Raw genomic sequence first — 19,722 nt, 5'->3', positions numbered from 1 at the left:
TGGCAATCGGTCCTCCGTTTTGGGCGGGGGAGCCATCAACGGCAGGGTTCTGGCCGGGCTTCTCCCCTGGAGCGGACAGAATCAGGTAACTGCTGCCAGACGAAGCTCTCCACCCGATCCACCCCTTCACCGCTGCGCAGGTTCGTGAAGCACCAGGGCCTGCCGCCCCGCATCCGTACGGTGTCGTGCTCCATCACCTCCAGGCTCGCGCCCACCATCGGAGCCAGGTCGATCTTGTTGATCACCAGCAGGTCGGAGCGGGTGATGCCCGGCCCGCCCTTGCGGGGGATCTTGTCGCCGGCGGCCACGTCGATCACGTAGATGCAGAGATCCACCAGCTCGGGGCTGAAGCTGGCGGCCAGGTTGTCGCCGCCGCTCTCCACCATCACCAGATCGAGGTTGGGAAAGCGCTGCTCCAGCTCCTCCACGGCCGCCCGGTTGATCGAGCAGTCTTCGCGGATGGCGGTGTGGGGGCAGCCGCCCGTTTCCACCCCTCGGATCCGCTCCGGTTCTAAGGCGCCGGCACGGGTGAGGAACTGGGCGTCTTCCTGGGTGTAGATGTCGTTGGTGACCACCGCCAGCTCCAGGCGATGGCGCAACCGCCGGCAGAGCACCTCCACCAGGGCCGTTTTGCCGGAACCCACCGGGCCGGCCACGCCCAGCCGCAACTTGCTCATGCCCATGCTCCCGCCAGGTTGACGGCGTTCTAAAGGGCCGATCGCTGCAGTGGTGTGGTCCTAGCTGCGGAACAGGCGCGAATAGAGCTCGGCGTGGCGAAGCTGGGCCAGGCCCGCCCCCACGCCACCGCTCCAGAGCTGGTGTGGATCGGCGTCCACCAGCTCGCTGGCCCGCCTGGCCAGGAGCGTCGCCAGCCCGAGTTGGAGCCGTTGCCCCTGGGTGGGTCCCAGGGGAATCAGCCGCACCGCCGCGCTCACCTGGTTAGCCACCCAGCCGTAGAGGTAGGCCTCCACCAGTTCCTGCAGTCCGATCTCCAGGCAGAGACCGGCCCAGGCCCAGGCGGCCGGCCAGCCCAGGCGGCTGATCGGCACAGCTTCGTCGCTACCCGGCAGGGGCCAGCCCAGTTCGGCCAGAAGTTGCAGCAGCGAACGGCCCATCTGGCGCTGCTGGGCCCGCAGCTCCGGTGCCTCGCGCAGGGCCAGCAGCCAGCCGTCGAGATCGATGAGGACGGCCTCGGAGCAGGCCGCCGCCGCCGGATCGCCCTGCGCCACGGCATCGCGCCAGCGCCCCAGGGCGGCCTGGAGCGGGTTCAGGCTTGCCGCCTCGATCGTGATCGCCCCCCGCGCCAGCTCCGCTTCCAGCCAGGCCCGCAACGCGTCCGGGCCGGCCAGCTGTCCGTCCTGCACCAGCACTTCCAGCCCCTCCGAATAGCTGAAGGCCCCCACCGGCAGGGCGGGGCTGACCAGTTGAAGCAGATGGAGGCGGGTTTCAGATGCCACGGTCAGTGGCCATGGTGATGGCCACTGCCGGTATAGGCCCCAGCCTCCGGAAGGAAGGGAGCGGTGATCGGCTCCACGCTCAGGCCCCGCTGGCGCAGCAGCGTGTCCAGAACGGGGTCCTGCAGGATTCGCAGTTGGTCGGGCCGCAGTTCCATCGCCACGTGGCGATTGCCGAGGTGATAAGCGGCCTGCAGCAGGGCCAGGGGGTCGGGGCTGCGCACCAGCAGCAGGGGTTCGGCCGCCGCCACCACCACCACCAAGGCCCGATTCAAGGCGTCCGCCAGGGCCTCACCGGGCTCCAGGGCGGCGCCGCGGGGCAGCTGCAGCAGCAGGTCGCAGCCGCAGGCGCTGCGTCGATGGCCGCGCAGGCTGGTGCGCTGGTCGGCGCCCAGCGGAAGCATCAACGCCGAGGCGCCTGGGGGAAGCTGGCCAAGACGATGCTCCAGCACGATCGGAGGGCCTGGTTGCTCGCTCACGCGCGGATCAATGGCAAGGAAACGAAGCATGGATGAGGCTGACACCTTCGCTAGGGCCCTGGGCGCCAAGGGTGGCGGTTGCTACGGGAACGGGCTCAGCCAGCCTCGACGATCAGCCGGATGACCCTCCCCCCCCCACTTCCGCCCGTCCGCGCCAGTGACCTGGCCAGCTGGCGGGGCAGCGCCCAGCTGCGCTTCAGCCGGGGCGATGGCCCGAGCGGTCCCACCACCCATCAGGGGGGCGCCACCGCGCCGCTCAAGATCCAGAAGGCCTTCGCCCGGGCTGAAGGCCGCTGTGAACTGCCGTTGCTGCACACGGCCGGCGGTCTGGTGGGGGGGGATGAACTCGCCATCCAGGCCGAACTCGCCGCCGGCAGCCGAGCCCTGGTCACCAGCGTCGCGGCCCAGAAGATCTACGGCTCGATCGGCCGCTCCCGCCTGGCTCCCCAGGGCCGCTGGGCCCGTCAGGATCTGGGCTTCCGCCTAGCGGAAGGGGCGGATCTGGAGTGGCTTCCCCAGGAGCTGGTGGTGTTTGCCGGTGGCCTCTTTGAGCAGGCTTGCCGCGTGGAGCTGGCTGCGGGGGCCAGCTGGCTGGGGGCCGAGGTGGTGCGGCTGGGCCGCAGCGCCGACGGCGAACAGCTGGGCTCTGGCCGCTGGCGCTCCCTGCTGGAAATTCGCCGCGAGGGACGCTGGGCTGTGGCGGATCGGCTCGAGCTCGGCGGCGAGAGCCTGGAGGGCGGCCATGGCCTCGCAGGCTTGCCGGTGTTCGGCAGCCTGGTGTGGGCCGCCCCTCGGCCATTCGCCGACGAACTGCTGGAGCACTGCCGCGCCGATCGCGCCGGCCTCCCCGGCGAGATGGCCTGCGGCCGCCTCGATCAGGGGCTGGTGGCCCGCTACCGGGGCCCCTCCAGCCAGGCGGCCCGCTTCTGGTTCACGCGGATCTGGGTCCGGATCCGGGCGGAAGGCGGCCTGGCCCCGCCGGAGCTTCCCCGGGTGTGGCCGTTCCAGGAGTCGCCGCTGCTCGATCTCTCCGGCCCCCTGACCCCTGACCATGCAAGCCTGAGCGGATGACAGGGCTGGCACTCCTGCCCCGGGACCATTGGATCCTGTGCTACCGGCCATCCTGGTGGCGGGTCGATCTGGTGGCCGGGCTCACGACCGCGGCGGTGGTGCTGCCGAAGGCGATGGCCTACGCCACCGTGGCCGGTCTGCCGGTGGAAGTGGGCCTGTACACGGCCCTGGTGCCAATGGTGGTGTACGCCCTGCTGGGGTCGTCGAGGCCCCTGAGTGTCAGCACCACCACCACCCTCGCCATCCTGGTCGGGGCTGAATTGAACCGGGTGACGCCGGAGGCCGCGCCGGGGGAGCTGCTGGTGGCCAGTGCCACCCTTGCTCTCCTGGTGGGCGCCATGCTCTTGCTGGCAGCGCTGCTGCGGCTTGGTTTTGTCGCCGATTTCATCTCCGAGTCCGTCCTGGTGGGCTTCAAGTCGGGAATCGGCCTGGTGATCGTGGTGGACCAGCTGCCGAAGCTGCTGGGCGTTCCCATCGACAAGGCCGACTTCTTTCGCGACGTCGCCTCGGTGCTAGGCCAGCTGCCGCGGACCTCGCTGCCCACGCTCGCCCTGGCCCTTCTGCTGATCGGGCTGCTGATCGGCTTGCCGCGCGTGGCGCCGGATCTGCCCGCTCCCCTGGTGGCGATCGCCCTGGCGATCGGGGTCTCGGCCCTGTTCGGCCTGGAGCGGTTGGGGGTGGACACCGTGGGCCCCGTACCCGAGGGCCTGCCCCCCTTCACCCTGCCGCAACTGGCTCTGGTGGGGCAGATGTGGCCGGCGGCGGCCGGCATCGCCTTGATGAGCTTCATCGAAAGCATTGCCGCCGGCCGCGCCTTCGCGGGCCGCAAGGAACCCCAGCCCCAGCCCAACAGGGAACTGTTCGCCCTTGGCCTCGCCAACATCGGCGGGGCGCTGCTGGGGGGGATGGCCGCTGGCGGCGGCACCACCCAGACCGCCGTCAACCGCCAGGCGGGCGCCCGCAGCCAGCTGGCCGAGCTGGTCACGGCGGCAGCGGCGATGGGAACCCTCTTGCTGCTGGCCCCGTTGATCGCCCGGCTGCCCCTGGCCGCCCTGGGCGCCGTGGTGGTGGTCTATTCGGCTGAGCTGATCGCCCCCGCCGATTTCCTGGCGATCCGCCGGGTGCGGGTCACCGAGTTCCACTGGGCCCTGATCGCCTTCGCTGGCGTGGTGCTGCTCGGAACCCTGCGGGGAATCCTGGTGGCGGTGGTGGTGTCCCTGCTGGCGCTGGCGCAGCAGGAAATGAACCCCCGGGTGTATGTGCTGGCCCGCAAGCGGGGCACGGATGTGTTCCGACCCCGGTTGGGCCACCACCCGGCCCATCCCGATGATCAGACCTGGCCGGGCCTGCTGCTGTTGCGGGCCGAGGGCCGGCTGTTCTTCGCCAATGCCCAGGCGGTTTGGGGCCAGATGGAGGCGCTGATCGAGCGGGCCGAACCCAGGGTGGTGGTGATCGATTGCAGTGCCGTGATCGACATCGAATACTCGGCCCTCAGGCTGCTCACCGAGGCGGAGCGCAAGCAGCGGGACCTGGGCGTCAGCCTCTGGCTGACTGGGCTCAACCCGGGCTGTCTGCGGGTGGTGCGCCACTCCGAGCTGGGTTCGGCCCTCGGGACCGAACGCCTGTTCTTCAACGTCGAGGGCGCGGTGGAGCGCTATGAAGCTCGCCAGGACCAACAGCGATGGCCACCTTCCCCCGAACCTGCCGCTGCTCAAGCGCCGCCATCGCCTCCGGAACATCCTCAAGAGGGCAGCGGCGATCGATGAACGGCACGATCTTGCCGGCAACGAGCAGATCAGCCAGGGTCTGCAGATCGGCCGGATTGGGATTCGAGGCCAGAACCCGCACCTTGCGACCGCTGGTGCGGGAGATCCAGGGCCCCTGCCAGAGCATCACCTGGAAGAACCGGGCCATGGAGCCGCCGACCAGCACGTAGGTGCCCTTGGGCGCCAACGCCGGCAGGAGGTCCGCGAGGGGGCGATAGGCCGCGTTGTCCAGGATGAGGTCATAGCGGGGGACGCCTGCGGTGAAATCCACCTCGGCCGAGTCGATCACGTGGTCGGCGCCGATGGAGCGCACCATGGCCATCTTGTGGGCGCTGCAGGCGCCGGTCACCTCGGCTCCGAAGGCCTTGGCGATCTGCATGGCGAAGGAGCCCACCCCGCCAGCAGCCCCGTGGATCAACACCTTCTGCCCCGCCTGCAGCTGGCCCAGATCGCGCAGGCCCTGCAGGGCGGCCAATCCTGAGCAGGCAACGGTGCCGGCGGCCTCAAAGGAAATCGCGTCGGGCTTGGCGACCAGGGCTGCTTCGGTGGCACGGGCGTACTCAGCGAAGGCGCCAAAGCCGCACACCGAAAGATCACCGAACACCGCATCGCCCACCTGGAACCGGCTGACCCCCTTGCCGACGACCTCCACGGTTCCGGCGACATCACAGCCGAGCGTCCTGATCTTCGGTTTGCGCAGGCCCCCGTAGATCAGGCGAATTATTAGGAAGGGTTTGCCGCGCATCAGATGCCAGTCACCGGCATGGACGGAGGTGGAGCGCACCCGGATCAGCAGCTCCTGCTCACCGATCGTGGGCAACGGAACGGTCTGAATCGAGAGCACCTCCGATGAGCCGTAGATCTCCTGGGTGATCGCCCGCATGGTGGGGGCGGAAGGGTCTGGGTCGGTGGCCTGGCAGTTGCTTGTTGCTGGCGCTTGCCACATGCCCTGATCCGTCATCGTCGATTCCGGACTTACGCCGTAAGTAAAGCATACAGCGTAAGCTCGACCCATTCGGGCGGACTGGGCTTGAAGGCGGAGAACCTGGCGGAGCCGAGCCGTCCGGGGAGGATCGCCCGGCTGCCCCTCAGCCGGGAGCGGGTGCTGGCGGCAGCCCTGGAGATCGCCGACCAGGGGGGACTCGGGGGGCTCACGATGCGGAAGCTGGCCGAAGCGCTGGGCGTCAAGGCCATGTCGCTCTACAACCATGTGGCCAACCGCGAAGCCATCATTGACGGCCTCGTCGAGGTCGTGGTCGGCGAGATCGCCCTACCGGCGATCGGTGGCGACTGGAAAGCGGCGCTGCGGGAGCGGGCGACCTCCGCCCACCGGGCCCTGGGGCGCCATCCCTGGGCCGCGATGGCCATCCTCTCGCGGCTGAACACGGGGCCGGCCATGCTCCGCTACGTGGAGGCCACCCTCGGCTGCCTGGTGGCGGCGGGGTTCACCCTGGAGCTGGCCGACCACGCCTGGAACGCCATCGACAGCCACATCTACGGGTTCACCCTGCAGGAGTTGAACTTCCCGATCGAGGCGCAGGAGTATGCCCAGATGGCGGCCGCCTACCTGCCCGAGCTTCCCGCCGATCGTTACCCCCACCTGAACGGGCTCACCCACGAGGTGATGGAGCGCCGCTACGACGGGCTCCATGCCTTCGGCTTTGGGTTCGAGATCATTCTCGAGGGCCTGGAGCGAACCCTGGAAGGGCTGGCCGCGGCGTCCAGCCCCGCATCACCAGCAGGCCGAGCAGCACCAGGGCCGCCGGGATCAGGCCGATGCTGAGCCGGATCATCACCAGCGCCAGCTGGGGTTGCTCCAGGGTTCGGCCCGCCACAAAGCCACTCCAACTGAGCAGGCTGCCAAGCAGGAACACCGAGACGGCACTGCCCAGCTTCTGGGTCAGTACCATCCAGGCGGTGAACAGGCCGGCGGGGCGCTCGGGATCGGCATCGATCGCATCCGGCAGCAGCGACCAGGGCAGCAGATAGGCGGTGGCGGCCCCCAGGCCCATCAGCAGCACCACCAGCATCAGCAGCGTGAACTTGAAGCCGTTGGCGAGGCTGGCCAACGGCGCCAGAGCCGCATCGAGGGGAACGAGCCCCATGGCCAGCACGCCCATGGCGATCCAGAGGCCGCCGCCCCAGAGCAGGGCACACAAGCGGCCACGGCGGGCCGCCAGCCGGCTCCAGAGCTGCAGGCCAGCCATGGCGCTGAGCTGGAAGGGGATCAGCATCCAGGTGCTCCAGTCCATCGGCACGTGCATCACCTCGGAGAGGTAGAGCAGCGACACCGGCTGCATCAGCTGCAGGGCACCCCACAGGAGCAGATACAAGCCCACCACCCGCAGAAAACGGCCATTGCGGCGAATCCGGCGCAGCTGGGCGGTGATCGGCTCGGGCAGCCCCGATGGCCGGCGACTCACCCGGGCGGCCGGCGCCAGCCCCCAGCAGCACAGCAGGGTGCCCACGATCGCCACCGCGCCGCCGGCCACCCCCATCCAAAGGAACCCGGGGGCACCATGGCCGACCAGCAGGGCCCCGAGCAGCAGGCCCACCAGGCTGCTGAGGATCGAGCCGGTGAAGCGGGCCGCGTTGAGGCTTGTGCGCAGCTGGGTGTCTTCGGTGAGCTCGGTGGCGAGGGCGCAGTAGGGCAGGTTCACGCCAGTATAGGCGGCCATGAACACCACCGAGATCAGCACGAACCAGCCAAAGCGCAGCAGTTCGCCGCTCCCCGGCGGGAACCACCACATCAGCGCCATGCTCACCCCGAGCGGCAACGCACTGCCGATCATCCAGGGAAGCCGTGGCCCCAGGCGGCTGCGGGTCCGATCGCTCAGCCAGCCCAGCAGCTGGTCGCTCACCGCATCCCAGGCCCGGCCGACCATCAGCACCAGGCCAGCCAGCCAGGGGGGCAGGCCGGCGATCTGGGTGTAAAACACGAACAGGTAGAAGCCGATCAGCGCCGCAGCCATGCCGGTGCCGGCGTCGCCGATCCCGTAGGCAAGCAGTGTTCGCCGCCGCAGGCCCGCCGGCAGCGCCAGTAGATCGATCGACTCGGCCATCGCGGCGCGTTTCCTGGGGCCTGGGCATGTTGGCCCCAGGATGGGCAGCGATGCCGCTGGGCGGGCCCCAGCCAGGAGTGCTCAGTAGTATTTGATGCTGCTTTATGCGCCATTAAGAGTTTGCTGAAAAACCCTGCAATCTCTGCGTGAATGGATCAACAGCCCCATTCGTTGATGCGAGGCCAACAGGAGCACAGCGGCTTCTTGCTCTCCTAACGTCTCGATCGAGGAGCGGATCCCGACCAGTCATCCGCTCAGGCGGATTCGCAAGTTGGCGGATCAGGCTCTCGATCGGCTCCATCCCACCTTCTGCAGGCTGTACGCCTCAGAAGGACGACCATCGGTTCCACCAGAGCAGCTGCTGCTGGAGCAGCTCCACTACAACCTGCTGTTCCGCTGGTTCGTGGGCTTGAGCCCCGACAATCCGATCTGGCATCCGACCACATTCACAATTACCGAGGCCGCAGGCCGAGCGTGGCGGAGCCACTAGAACCGTGATCGGCTCCTCACTGACGACGTCATAGGGCTGTTCCAGGAGAAGCTGAAGGGAGCTCCGGAGGTCAAACCGCTGCTCAGTGACGACCACTTTTCCGTGGACGGCACGTTGTGCTTCAGGTCTGGGCGTCACACGCCTCCTTGAAGCGGATCGATGGCCAGGAGGATCCTCCGCCTCCGCCCACAGGTCCTGGCGAAGGATTCGGTGCACCCAGAGAGGGAAAGAAGCGGGCCAAGGGCGACTTTCGCGGCATCAAGCTCAGCAATGAGACCCACCACTCCAGCACGGATCCTGTTGACGCAGTCTTCTCCGAAGGAGTGGCCTTGCTGGCCCGCAAATCCAATGCCCATCCAGCGCAGCGGAGCTACCGGGGACATGTGCTGATGGACAACCGTCATGACCTGATCGTCGATTGCCGCGTCACACAGGCCACGGGCACCGGTGAGCGGGATGCCACCAAGACGCAGTCTTCTCCGCAGGAGTAGGAGATGGCAGCAGACCTCACCTCGCCGGTGCCCACCAGAAGACCGTCGGCGCAGACAAGAACGACGACACCAAAGGATTTGTCGCTGAGATGCGGCGGATCGGTGTCACGCCCGACGTGGCCCTGAACACGGCCCGCAGCGGTGGCTCAGCCATTGATGGCCGCACCGCCCGGCATGAGGGCTACGCCAAATCGATCAATGCCCGCCGGGGCATCGAAAAAATCTTTGGCTGGATCAAGGCATTCGGCGGCCTGCGCCAGTTCAAGCTGCGGGGCCGGGACAACGTCAGCGCCGTGTTTGGCCTGCACGTGATCGCCTACAACCTGATCCGCCTGAGCAACATCCTCTTGGCGCAGCCTTCTCCGCAGGAGTAGCGCTCAAGATCCCGCAAGCTCTTGCTGCCGCTCAGGATTCCCAGCACCGCTACCAGCAATAGGTACCAGGCAGGAATGCGGATCCCGCGCCGCATGCGTGAGTCCGGGATTGCCTGCAGGAAGCTGATCAGATCAAGATCGGTTGCAGCAGTGGTGGCTTCTGGCACAAGGGGGCGATTCCACCGACCAAACCCGATGCAGGCAGCTCAGGCCAGAGCGCCTGTGACGCACTTTGAAGCAACCCTGAGTTTACTGCCGTCATCCGGAGCCCCATTACACCTAATTGTGAACAGCTTCGGTTGCCATTGGCAACACCGGGAAGGCCACAAGGACAATCGAACCGCGTCGCGTGGTGGAGCATGGTGATGAAGAGGACATGGACGACAAGACTTTTCGATACCAAAACAACTGTGGGGACCTTGCTTCAGAGCCTCATCGCAGGGGCCGATCGCTATCGCCTCGTCTTCATAGCGCTGCTTCTGCTGCAGTTCGTGGCCTACAGCTACTTCTTCACAGCGATGACGTTCACGGACCATACCTTTCCCAATACCATGCTCTATGGAGAGTATCCAACCTTCAAGACATCAAGTGAAGGCCGATGGCTGGCCGATCTGATCATCCTGGCTCAGGGCGGCAGCGGAGTCCAGTCCGTGCAGATGATCGGTGCGGCGATGCTTCAGGCATTGAATGGCATTCTTTTTGCCAGGTTGGTGGGGCTGCAGGGCAAGTCATATGTCTTCCTGCTGGCTGGAATTATATGCCTTTATCCCGCTTTTCTTGACTATTACTCGTTTGCCGCTGACCACATTTCCTTCGTGATTGGCGATACGTTTGTGATTCTGGGCTCGCTGGTGTGGGTGCGCAGCAGGCATGACTCAACGCGAATTCTGGGCACCTCCACCTTCTACTTTTTGGCCTTATCAACCTATGCTCCGAAGATTGCTTTGGTCAGTGTCTTCACGCTATTTAATCTGGCCCTCATGTTAAAGGTTCATGCGGTCCGGCGTGAGGTTCTACTCACCCCGGCTCCCTTACTGCTGTCGGCTGTGCTGTTCTGGCTAGTCTCGAAGGTCGTGGTCACAGATCCGATCGCGCAAAGTACCCATGTCAACGGCATGGGTGAGGCGATTGGACAAATAAGTGTATCTTACTCAAAATTCTTTGACTATCTAGCCTCCGGTGTGGGCGGTGTCCCCAAGGGAGGAGTGCTCGGCCTGATTCCCCTGATTCTTGTTGCCCTGGGTTTGATCGCTCTGCTGGCCAGGTCGGGCAGGGATCAATCTGCTCATTTAGCCCTTTTCGCCGCGGTTCTTTTGGTTCCGGTGGCGGTGAATGGTTCCAATATCGTCAACAGTTTAACTCCCTCTGATGCAGGCAGGTTCTACGCTGCCTACGGTTACGCGCTCTTTTTCCTTCTGGGGCTTGCACTGCAGCCACAAGCGCTTCGCTGGGCAGCTCTGCCGTTGGCCTGGTTGCTGCTTTGGTTCTTCCTGGTCTTCGGCACCCAGGCCTCCAATGCCGCCCAACTCAAGACTACCTATGAACTCAACATGATCAATCGGATCCTGGTTAGGGTTGAGCCCTTACTGGGCTTGCCGACGAAAGACCGGACAGCTCTTGTGGTCATCGGACGCTACCCACCCTTTCAATTTGCGGACTTTGTGCGCTGGCCACCCACAACAGACGCCCCTAGAATGAACAAAGAGGCTTTCGCCCTCTTTCGCCAGACCGAGATCCTGAATTTTTTCTTGGGCAACGAGCAGTTCCGGCAACCCACCACTGAAGAACGGAAGAGCGCCGTCCTTCGAGCGGTCTCAAAGAATGTCAAGCCCTGGCCTTCGGCAGGCTCGGTTTTTCTCGACGGGAAGACCGTGATTGTCACTCTGCAGAGCTACGGGCCGGATGTGCCGGTGACCTGGTCAACCGAAGACCGAAGAGCGGTGAAGGAACCCCGCTCAGGGCGTGTTCCAAACAAATCGGGATGAGGCGGCGTAGTTCCAGACGAACACCACCAGAATGCCTGCCAGCTGGGCCCAGAACGTGTTTCGGGACACGAGGCTGTAGAAGGAGGAGGCCACGCCCACGTTGGCCAGCACCGGCAAGGAGGCAACCAGCAGGAACTTCAGCAAACCCTGCAGCAGGGCCAGTCCCTGCTGTCGCTGGAAACGGAACGTTAGAGCGTTGTTGATCAGATAGTTCGACGTGGCTGCAGCCACCACCGCCATGGGCAGAGCCTGCTCAAACGGAAATTGCAGTCCTGCCATCAGGAACTGAACCACGAGCAACTGGACCGCCACCCCACTGAAGCCCACCAGAGCGAAACTGATCGCACGGCGAGGGATCGATCGCAGCAGCAGCGTGTGCAGCATCGAGACCCCCAGATCCCAGACGATGGCCAGGTCCAGCTTTGAAGAACCGGCGATGCGGGCCTTGAAGCACAGCGGAATCTCGCTGACCTGCAACCGCCCTTGGCTAATCGAGAGCAGCTCATAGAGAAACTTGAACCCGTTCACGTCCACCCGCCGCACGAACGGCAAGGTTGGCTCCGGTCTGAGGGCGAAGAAGCCGCTCATGAAATCAGTGAGTCGCCGATAGCCGGGCAAGCTGAAGCGGGCGATCGTGTTCGCCCAGTTGGAGTTACGGGTGCGCATCGGGCTCAGCCCATGGATGGCGGCATCGGCGTGAAAGCGACTGCCCACCACCAGATCGTCGCCGGATTCGACAAGAGCCCTGACAGCGGCTTCAACCGCCGCCGGTTCATGCTGGCCATCGCAGTCCATCACCACGACCACATCGCCGGTGGCATCGAGAATCCCTTCCTTGATGGCACTGGCCAGGCCTGCCCGTCCCACCCTGCGGATCAGGCGCACCGCTGCTTGCCGGTGCGCCAGTTCCTTGATCAGATCAGCTGTTCCATCGGCCGAATCATCGTCGACGAATAGGATCTCGAGAACAAAGTGCTGCTGGAGTGGGAGGAGGTCCTCCACAATCCTGACGATGTTCTCCCTCTCGTTGTAGGTCGGGAGGACGATCGACAGCCGTTCTGGGTTGGCGTTTCGGTTGTGCGGCATCAAGGCCCCCAATGGAAACACCTGGACCAGGCTTCCGGACGCCCAGCAGGAAAGGATCGGTGTGTCTGTTCCTGGTGAAAGAGTCGGTGTCGCACCGAGCCTTAGAGCGCCTTCGCCCTTGCCACCACGTTCTCCACGGTGAAGCCGAACTTCTCCAGGCAGACGCCACCGGGTGCGGAAGCGCCGAAGCGATCCACCGAGATCGTGTCGCCATCGAGGCCGGCATATTTGTGCCACCCGAAGGAGCCGGAGGCTTCCACCACCAGGCGCTTGCGCACGGCGGCCGGGATCACCGACTCGCGGTAAGAGGGCTCCTGCTCCTCGAACAGTTCGACGCAGGGGATCGACACCACCCGTACGTTGCGGCCTTCGGCCCGCAGCACGGCGGCCGCCTTGACGCACAGGTCGAGCTCGGTGCCCGAGCCGATCAGGATCAGCTCGGGTGTGCCCTCGCTGTCTTCGAGGATGTAGGCCCCCTTGGCCACCTGCGCCGCCGAGGAGTTGGCCTGGTTGGCCATCGCCTGGCGGCTGAGGGCCAGCACGGTGGGGCGCTTGCGGTTGGTGACCGCCACCTGGTAGGCGCCGCTGGTTTCGTTGCCATCGCCTGGGCGGATCACCAGCAGGTTGGGGATCGAGCGCAGCGAGGCAAGGGTTTCCACCGGCTGGTGGGTGGGGCCGTCTTCGCCCAGACCGATCGAATCGTGGGTGAGCACATAGATCACGCCGAGCTCGCTGAGGGCCGACAGGCGCATCGCCCCCACCATGTAGCCCGCAAAGACCAGGAAGGTGCCGCCGTAGGGAATCAGGCCGCTGCCGTGATACGCCAGGCCATTGAGAATCGCCGCCATGGCGTGCTCCCGCACGCCGAAGTGCAGGTAGCGGTTGGCTTCGCCGCCCTTCTGGAAGCTGGCCTCCCCCTTGATGTCGGTGAGGTTGGAGTGGGTGAGGTCGGCCGAACCGCCGATCAGCTCAGGGAGGCTGGGGCCGATCGCGTTGAGGGCGTTGTAGGAGTGCTGGCGGGTGGCCAGACCCTTGTCGGAGGGAGTGAAGGAGGCCAGCTTGGCATCCCAGCCCAGGGGCAGCTCGCCCCGCAACATCCGCTCGAACTCGGCCGCTTCGCTGGGGCACTGGCGGCGGTAGGTCTCGAGGGTGCTGGTCCAGTCCGCTTCGGCGGCAGCGCCGCGGCTGAGCGCTTCCCGCCAATGGTCGTAGGCGGCCTGGGGCACTTCGAACAGGCCATAGCTCCACTCCAGTGCCGCCCGGGTGAGCTCCGCCTCATCGGCACCGAGGGCCGCACCGTGCACGCCGGCGGTGTTGGCCTTGTTGGGGGAGCCGTAGCCGATCGTGGTGGTCACCTTGATCAGGCTGGGGCGGTCAGTGACGGCCTTCGCCGCCTCGATCGCCCGGGTGATCGCCGCCACGTCGGTGTTGCCGTCTGCCACGTGCTGCACGTGCCAGCCGTAGGCCTCATAGCGCTTCATCACATCCTCGGTGAACGACACCCCCGTGTCGCCGTCGATGGTGATGTGGTTGTCGTCGTACAGGGCGATCAGCTTGCCGAGGCCCAGGTGGCCGGCCAGGGAGGCGGCTTCACTGGAGATGCCCTCCTGGTTGCAGCCATCGCCCATGATCACGTAGGTGAAGTGATCCACCAGCTCGGCGCCGGGCCGGTTGAACTTGGCCGCCAGGTGCGCCTCGGCGATCGCCAGGCCCACGGCGTTGGCGATGCCCTGGCCCAGCGGACCGGTGGTGACTTCCACCCCCGGCGTTTCGAAGGTTTCCGGGTGACCCGGGGTCTTCGATCCCCACTGCCGGAATTGCTTGAGTTCTTCCAGCCCGACGCTCTGGTATCCGGTGAGGTGCAGCAGGGAATAGAGCAGCATGCAGCCGTGGCCGGCCGAGAGCACGAAGCGGTCGCGGTTGAACCACTTCGGATTGCTGGGGTTGTGGCGCAGCACCTTGTCCCAGAGGGCATAGGCCATCGGTGCCGCACCCATCGGCAGGCCGGGATGGCCGGAATTGGCCTTGTTGACCGCATCGATCGCCAGGAAGCGGATGCTGTTGATGCAGAGGGTGTCGATGGACAGGGTGTCCACTGCGGGGGCGGCGACCATGGCGGAAGAGAAGTGGGGTGGTGAGGGTTTCCTCTGGGGGAGCGGAACGGACGTTCAGCTCATCCGGCGGAAGGCAAGGCAAACATTGTGACCGCCAAACCCGAAGGAGTTCGAGAGCACGACGTCCAGTGTCTGTTCCCGCGCCTGGTTTGGCACGACATCCAGATCACAGGCCGGATCCGGATTGTGGAAATTGATCGTAGGGGGCACCAGGTTGTGGCCGATCGCCATTACGGCCGCCACCGCCTCGATGCCGCCGCTGCCGCCCAGCAGATGACCCGTCATCGATTTGGTGGAGCTCACCGGGATGGCCAGGGCCCGGGATCCCAGGGCCGCCTTGATCGCGGCGGTTTCGTTGCTGTCGTTGGCCTGGGTGCTGGTCCCATGGGCGTTGACGTAGTCCACATCGTCGGGAGTGAGCCGGCCGTCGGCCAGGGCCAGCCGCATGGCCTCGGCCGCCCCCACCCCGCCAGGGGACGGCAACGTGTAGTGGTAGGCGTCACAGGACATGCCGTAGCCCACCACCTCAGCGAGGATCTCAGCCCCCCGGGCCCGGGCGTGGTCGAGGCTTTCGAGCACCACCATGCCGGCGCCCTCGCCGATCACGAAGCCATTGCGCTCCCGATCGAACGGCCGGCTGGCCGTGGCGGGATCGTCGTTGCGGAAGGAGAGCGCCTTGGCGCTGGCGAAGCCCGCCACCCCCAGCGGTGTGATGGCCGACTCGGCTCCGCCGCACACCATGGCGTCGGCCAGGCCGAGCTGGATCAGGCGGTAGGCATCGCCGATCGCATTGGAGCCGGCCGCGCAGGCGGTGGAGGCCGAAGTGCTGGGCCCCTTGGCGCCCAGGGCGATGGCGGTGAGCCCGGCGGCCATGTTGGGAATCATCATCGGCACGCAGAACGGGCTGACCCGATCCGGTCCCCGATCGGCAAGCACATGGGCCTGGGTTTCCATCATCAGCAGACCGCCCACCCCGGAGCCGATCGACACCCCGACCCGCTCCGGGCGGCCGGCCTGGATCGCAAGCCCGGACTGGGCCACGGCCTCCTTCGCCGCCACGACGGCGAACTGGCAGAAGCGATCCCAGCGCTTCGCTTCCTTGCGCTCGATGCTGCCGCTGGGATCGAAATCCTTGACCTCCGCCGCAAACCGGCAGGGATGGCGGGACGCATCAAACAAGGTGATCGCTGCCACCCCGTTGCGACCGGTGCGCAATCCGTCCCAGTACTGGGACACGCTGTTGCCGATCGGCGTGACCGCGCCCAGGCCCGTGACCACGACGCGGCGGAGACCCTCCACCATCAACAACCTCAGGCCTGCTTGTCCTGGATGTAGGTGACGGCATCCCCGACGGTGGTGATGCCTTCGGCGGACTCGTCGGGAATCTCGATGTCGAAGGCTTCTTCCAGGGCCATCACCAGCTCCACGGTGTCAAGGGAGTCGGCGCCCAGATCGTTCTGGAAGTTGGATTCGGGCTTCACCTCAGCAGCATCGACGCTGAGTTGCTCGGCAACGATCGAGCGCACTTTCTCGAAGATCGCTTCCTGGGACATGACCGATGTGTGGGAGGCCGCATCCTACGGGTCGCCCCGCTCGGCCCCTGGACCGTTGATGAAAAAGAATGACGGCCCGGCCCGGGCGAGGCCGACAGAGCAGCAGGTCTGGGTACTTTGGCCCCACGCCGTTCGCTTCCTGGCAGGGCATGTCCCATTCCGTCAAGATCTACGACACCTGCATCGGTTGCACCCAGTGCGTCCGTGCCTGCCCCCTCGACGTGCTCGAGATGGTCCCCTGGGACGGCTGCAAGGCCGGCCAGATCGCTTCATCACCCCGCACCGAAGACTGCATCGGCTGCAAGCGCTGTGAAACCGCCTGCCCCACCGATTTCCTCAGTGTCCGCGTCTATCTCGGCGACGAGACCAGCCGCAGCATGGGCCTGGCCTACTGAGGTTCACTCACCCGACGGTCCAGCCGATCGATCCTGCAACCCGGCCTTTGGCCGGGTTTTTTTCTCTGTCCCGATGCAGGCCGATGGCCAGGCTTCGGGATGATCCTTTAGAAACAGCCCTAATCCGGCCCATCGGCCATGTGTGGCATCGTTGCGGTGATCGGCTCCAGGGAGGCAGCTCCGCTGCTGCTTGAAGGCCTGCGCCAGCTGGAGTACCGGGGTTACGATTCCGCCGGACTGGCCACGGTGGAAGTCACTCCCTCCCAACCCGGCAGCCCGGCTGGCCATCTCACCTGCCTGCGGGCCGAGGGCAAGCTGGTCAACCTTCAACACCGCTATGAGCAGTGTTCGGCGGCGGGCCACTGCGGCATCGGCCACACCCGTTGGGCCACCCACGGCAAGCCCGAGGAGCGCAACGCCCACCCCCACCTCGATGGCAGCGGCCAACTGGCGGTGGTCCAGAACGGCATCATCGAAAATCATCGCCAGTTGCGCGAGCAACTTCAAGCCACCGGCGTCGTCTTCCACTCCGACACCGACACGGAAGTCATTCCCCATCTGATCAGCCAGCACCTCGGCCAGCTGCGCGCCCGTGGCAGGGTCGCCAGCGGGAGCCTGTTGCTCGAAGCCGTCCAGCTGGTGTTGCCTGAGCTGCACGGCGCCTATGCCCTGGCCGTCGTCTGGGGCGAAACGCCCGGCGCCCTGGTGGTGGCGCGGCGTCAGGCGCCGCTGCTGATCGGGCTTGGCGAGGGGGAGTTCCTCTGCGCCAGCGACACGCCGGCCCTGGCGGGCTTCACCCGCACGATTCTGCCGATGGAGGATGGGGAGGTGGCCCTGCTCACCCCCTTGGGCATCGAGCTCTACGACGAGAAGGGGGAGCGGGTGCAGCGCACCCCCAGCCTGCTCACCGGCACCGAGCACGTGGCGGACAAGCGCAGCTTCCGCCACTTCATGCACAAGGAGATCCATGAGCAGCCCGAAACGGCCGCGCTCTGGGTGGCCCGTCATCTGCCGGAGCCGAGCCGGGCGCCCGGCTCGCCCTCCCTGGTGGCCATGCCCCTGCCGGACAAGGTGTTCGAGGGGGTGGAGCGGATTCAGATCCTGGCCTGCGGCACCAGCCGGCATGCCTCCCTGGTCGGTGCCCATCTGCTCGAGCAGCTGGCTGGAATCCCCACCCGCGTTTTCTATGCCAGCGAATTTCGTTACGCACCGCCGCCCCTGGCGCCCCACACCCTCACGATCGGGGTGACCCAGTCGGGGGAAACGGCCGACACCCTCGCCGCTGTGCTGATGGAGGAGGAGCGCCGCGGCCTGATCGCCGATCCCGCCTTTGCAGCCAGGCTGCTGGGCATCACCAACCGCCCCGAAAGCTCCCTGGGCCGGCTGGTGCCCCACATCCTCGACATCGGCACCGGCATCGAGGTGGGGGTGGCGGCCACCAAAACCTTCCTGGGGCAACTGCTCGCCTTCTATGGCCTGGCCCTGGCCTTCGCCGAACGCCGCTCCAGCCGCAGCCCCTCCCAGCTCCAGGCGCTGGTGCGGGGCCTGCGGGCCCTGCCTGCCCAGCTCAAGGAGCTGGTGGAGGACCACGATCGCCGGTGCGCCGACCTGGCCCATCTGTTCGCCGATACCCAGGATGTGATTTTTCTGGGGCGCGGCATCAACTACCCCATTGCCCTGGAGGGTGCCCTCAAGCTGAAGGAGATCAGCTACATCCATGCCGAGGGCTACCCCGCCGGTGAGATGAAACACGGACCGATCGCCCTGCTGGACGCCAGAGTGCCGGTGGTCTCCATCGCCATGCCCGGTGTGGTGTTCGACAAGGTGCTCTCCAACGCCCAGGAGGCCAAGGCCCGCGATGCCCAGCTGATCGGCGTGGCTCCGGAAGGCCCCGACACTGCCCTCTTCGATGTGTTGCTGCCGGTCCCGGCGGTGGAAGAGCTGCTCTCGCCCCTGCTGACCGTGATCCCGATGCAGTTGCTCAGCTACCACATCGCTGCCCACCGCGGCCTCGATGTGGATCAGCCCCGCAACCTGGCCAAGAGCGTCACCGTGGAGTGAGCGCCCCTTCCCTGACGCCCCTGCTCTCCGTGCGCCTGCTCGCCCTGCTGGCCGCCCTGCTCGCCCTGCTGGCCTTCTTCGCCGCCGGGGAGTTCGCCCTGATCCGGCTGCGCCCGAGTCGGGTGCAGGTCCTGGCGGCCGATGGCCATCCCGGCGCCCGCTCGGTGGAGCGGCTGCAGGGGCGGCTGCGCCGCTCCCTGCTCTCCACCCAGCTGGGGGCGGCCCTGGCCCTGGTGGCCCTGGGCTGGGCCGGCCGTGGGCTCGCCGTCCGGCTGGACCCCCAGACCAGCCGGCCCTGGATCGACGTGCTGGTGTTTCTGGTTCTGGTCAGCCTGGCCACCCTGCTCGGCGGCCTGCTGCCCAAGGCCTGGGTGATGCATCACCCGGAAGTTTCGGCCCTGCGGCTGGCGCCCTTGCTGGAGTCGGTGAATCGCACCCTCTCGCCGCTGCTCTCCGTGCTCGAGCGCCTGGCCGATGGCCTGCTGCGGCTGCTCGGCCTGCCGCGCAACTGGGATGCCCTGGTGCCCGCCCTCTCGGCCGGTGAGCTGGAAACCCTGATCGAGTCCAACAGCGTGACCGGCCTGCTGCCCGACGAGCGCAACATCCTCGAAGGTGTGTTCTCCCTGCGGGACACCCCGGTGCGGGAGGTGATGGTGCCCCGCTCCGGCATGGTGACCCTGCCGCTGGATGTCTGCTTCGCCGAGATGATGGAGGTGGTTCATGCCACCAACCACGCCCGCTTCCCGGTGATCGGGCAGTCGCTCGACGATGTCCGGGGCGTACTCGACCTGCGCCGGCTGGCCGAACCGATCGCCAGGGGCCAGCTCCAGGGCGACACCCCACTTGCTCCCTTCATCTCTTCGGTGCCCATCGTGCAGGAAACGGCCTCCCTGGCCGAGCTGCTGCCGCTGATCCGCAGCGGCCAGCCCCTGCTTGTGGTGGTTGATGAACACGGCGGCACCGAGGGTCTCGTCACCGTGGCCGACCTTACCAGCGAGATCGTCGGGGACGAGGACACCCCGCTATCGGGGCAGGCCGACGTTCAGCAGATCCATGACGACAGCTGGCTGGTGGCCGGCGATCTGGAAATCTTCGATCTGAATCGTCAGCTGGGGTTGAAGTTGCCCGAGTCGGACGGTCACCACACCCTGGCCGGCTTTCTGCTCGAACGGTTGCAACACATTCCCGCCCCTGGCGAAAGCCTGCGCTGGAAGGGTGATCAGTTCGTGATCAGCGCCATGGATGGCCCGCGCATCGAGCGGGTGCAGATCACCAGACGAGCCCCGGACGAGGCAACTCCAGACCCCAATGGTTGATCATTGATAATGGCGTCAACGGTGG

General features: G+C 66.3%; 15 protein-coding genes and 2 pseudogenes. 8 read left to right on the top strand and 9 right to left on the bottom strand.

All coding sequences use genetic code 11. From position 1 onward, the window contains the following. Positions 1 to 35: 35 nt before the first annotated feature. From ureG to ureE, 3 genes are read right to left on the bottom strand one after another with little or no spacing between them, the layout of a single operon-like run. Entirely contained in the window at positions 36 to 677 is a 642-nt protein-coding gene (gene ureG / locus KBY66_RS05015) for an urease accessory protein UreG (RefSeq protein ID WP_399224860.1), read from the bottom strand. A 60-nt stretch (positions 678 to 737) separates the two neighbouring features. Next, positions 738 to 1,457, bottom strand: coding sequence for an urease accessory protein UreF (locus KBY66_RS05010; protein ID WP_255088116.1), 720 nt, complete (start codon positions 1,455 to 1,457; stop codon positions 738 to 740). Positions 1,458 to 1,459: 2 nt separating this feature from the next. Further along, positions 1,460 to 1,858, bottom strand: coding sequence for an urease accessory protein UreE (gene ureE / locus KBY66_RS05005; protein ID WP_255088162.1), 399 nt, complete (start codon positions 1,856 to 1,858; stop codon positions 1,460 to 1,462). 195 nt (positions 1,859 to 2,053) lie between these two features. Here ureE and KBY66_RS05000 point away from each other — a divergent pair, with 195 nt between their 5' ends. Beyond that, the gene (locus KBY66_RS05000; protein WP_255088115.1) at positions 2,054 to 3,004 is read left to right on the top strand and encodes an urease accessory protein UreD; all 951 of its coding nucleotides are present in this window, start codon (positions 2,054 to 2,056) and stop codon (positions 3,002 to 3,004) included. Beyond that, on the top strand, positions 3,001 to 4,770 hold the full coding sequence (locus tag KBY66_RS04995; protein WP_255088113.1) for a SulP family inorganic anion transporter: 1,770 nt from the start codon (positions 3,001 to 3,003) through the stop codon (positions 4,768 to 4,770). The genes KBY66_RS05000 and KBY66_RS04995 overlap by 4 nt, the downstream gene beginning before the upstream one ends. Here KBY66_RS04995 and KBY66_RS04990 read toward each other — a convergent pair. Next, positions 4,745 to 5,653: pseudogene (locus KBY66_RS04990) on the bottom strand (NAD(P)-dependent alcohol dehydrogenase); the annotation flags it as partial. The gene KBY66_RS04995 and the pseudogene KBY66_RS04990 sit on opposite strands and share 26 nt — an antisense overlap. A gap of 147 nt (positions 5,654 to 5,800) precedes the next feature. Here KBY66_RS04990 and KBY66_RS04985 point away from each other — a divergent pair. After that, positions 5,801 to 6,553, top strand: coding sequence for a TetR/AcrR family transcriptional regulator C-terminal domain-containing protein (locus KBY66_RS04985; protein WP_255088112.1), 753 nt, complete (start codon positions 5,801 to 5,803; stop codon positions 6,551 to 6,553). On the opposite strand, the gene KBY66_RS04980 is transcribed toward KBY66_RS04985, so the two are convergent. After that, on the bottom strand, positions 6,444 to 7,832 hold the full coding sequence (locus tag KBY66_RS04980) for an MFS transporter (protein ID WP_255088111.1): 1,389 nt from the start codon (positions 7,830 to 7,832) through the stop codon (positions 6,444 to 6,446). The two genes, KBY66_RS04985 and KBY66_RS04980, sit on opposite strands and share 110 nt — an antisense overlap. A gap of 174 nt (positions 7,833 to 8,006) precedes the next feature. Here KBY66_RS04980 and KBY66_RS04975 point away from each other — a divergent pair. After that, positions 8,007 to 9,187, top strand: a pseudogene (locus KBY66_RS04975) (transposase). Between the two features lie 359 nt (positions 9,188 to 9,546). Beyond that, a complete protein-coding gene (locus tag KBY66_RS04970; RefSeq protein ID WP_255088109.1) occupies positions 9,547 to 11,172 on the top strand; it encodes a glucosyltransferase domain-containing protein in 1,626 nt (541 codons plus the stop codon). Here the strand turns inward: KBY66_RS04970 and KBY66_RS04965 are convergent. The 4 genes from KBY66_RS04965 to acpP form a co-directional block, all read right to left on the bottom strand. Beyond that, a complete protein-coding gene (locus KBY66_RS04965; RefSeq protein ID WP_255088108.1) occupies positions 11,143 to 12,258 on the bottom strand; it encodes a glycosyltransferase family 2 protein in 1,116 nt (371 codons plus the stop codon). The genes KBY66_RS04970 and KBY66_RS04965 overlap by 30 nt on opposite strands. Positions 12,259 to 12,359: 101 nt before the next feature. Then, complete coding sequence (gene tkt, locus KBY66_RS04960; RefSeq protein ID WP_255088107.1) at positions 12,360 to 14,372, bottom strand: transketolase; 2,013 nt, start codon at positions 14,370 to 14,372, stop codon at positions 12,360 to 12,362. 54 nt (positions 14,373 to 14,426) lie between these two features. After that, positions 14,427 to 15,674, bottom strand: coding sequence for a beta-ketoacyl-ACP synthase II (fabF, locus tag KBY66_RS04955; protein ID WP_255088106.1), 1,248 nt, complete (start codon positions 15,672 to 15,674; stop codon positions 14,427 to 14,429). Positions 15,675 to 15,682: 8 nt separating this feature from the next. Further along, entirely contained in the window at positions 15,683 to 15,925 is a 243-nt protein-coding gene (gene acpP, locus KBY66_RS04950; RefSeq protein ID WP_071800803.1) for an acyl carrier protein, read from the bottom strand. Between the two features lie 149 nt (positions 15,926 to 16,074). Here acpP and psaC point away from each other — a divergent pair, with 149 nt between their 5' ends. The 3 genes from psaC to KBY66_RS04935 all read left to right on the top strand — a co-directional run bounded on the left by psaC (position 16,075) and on the right by KBY66_RS04935 (position 19,697). Next, a complete protein-coding gene (gene psaC / locus KBY66_RS04945; protein ID WP_094513650.1) occupies positions 16,075 to 16,320 on the top strand; it encodes a photosystem I iron-sulfur center protein PsaC in 246 nt (81 codons plus the stop codon). Between the two features lie 138 nt (positions 16,321 to 16,458). Further along, a complete protein-coding gene (gene glmS, locus KBY66_RS04940; protein ID WP_255088104.1) occupies positions 16,459 to 18,381 on the top strand; it encodes a glutamine--fructose-6-phosphate transaminase (isomerizing) in 1,923 nt (640 codons plus the stop codon). A 29-nt stretch (positions 18,382 to 18,410) separates the two neighbouring features. Continuing rightward, positions 18,411 to 19,697, top strand: a complete 1,287-nt coding sequence (locus KBY66_RS04935) for a hemolysin family protein (protein WP_255088161.1) — start codon at positions 18,411 to 18,413, stop codon at positions 19,695 to 19,697. Positions 19,698 to 19,722: the final 25 nt, after the last annotated feature.

Source organism: Synechococcus sp. Tobar12-5m-g, assembly GCF_024345415.1.
GTDB lineage: Bacteria > Cyanobacteriota > Cyanobacteriia > PCC-6307 > Cyanobiaceae > Regnicoccus.
This window is presented reverse-complemented; position numbering and strand designations above follow the sequence as displayed.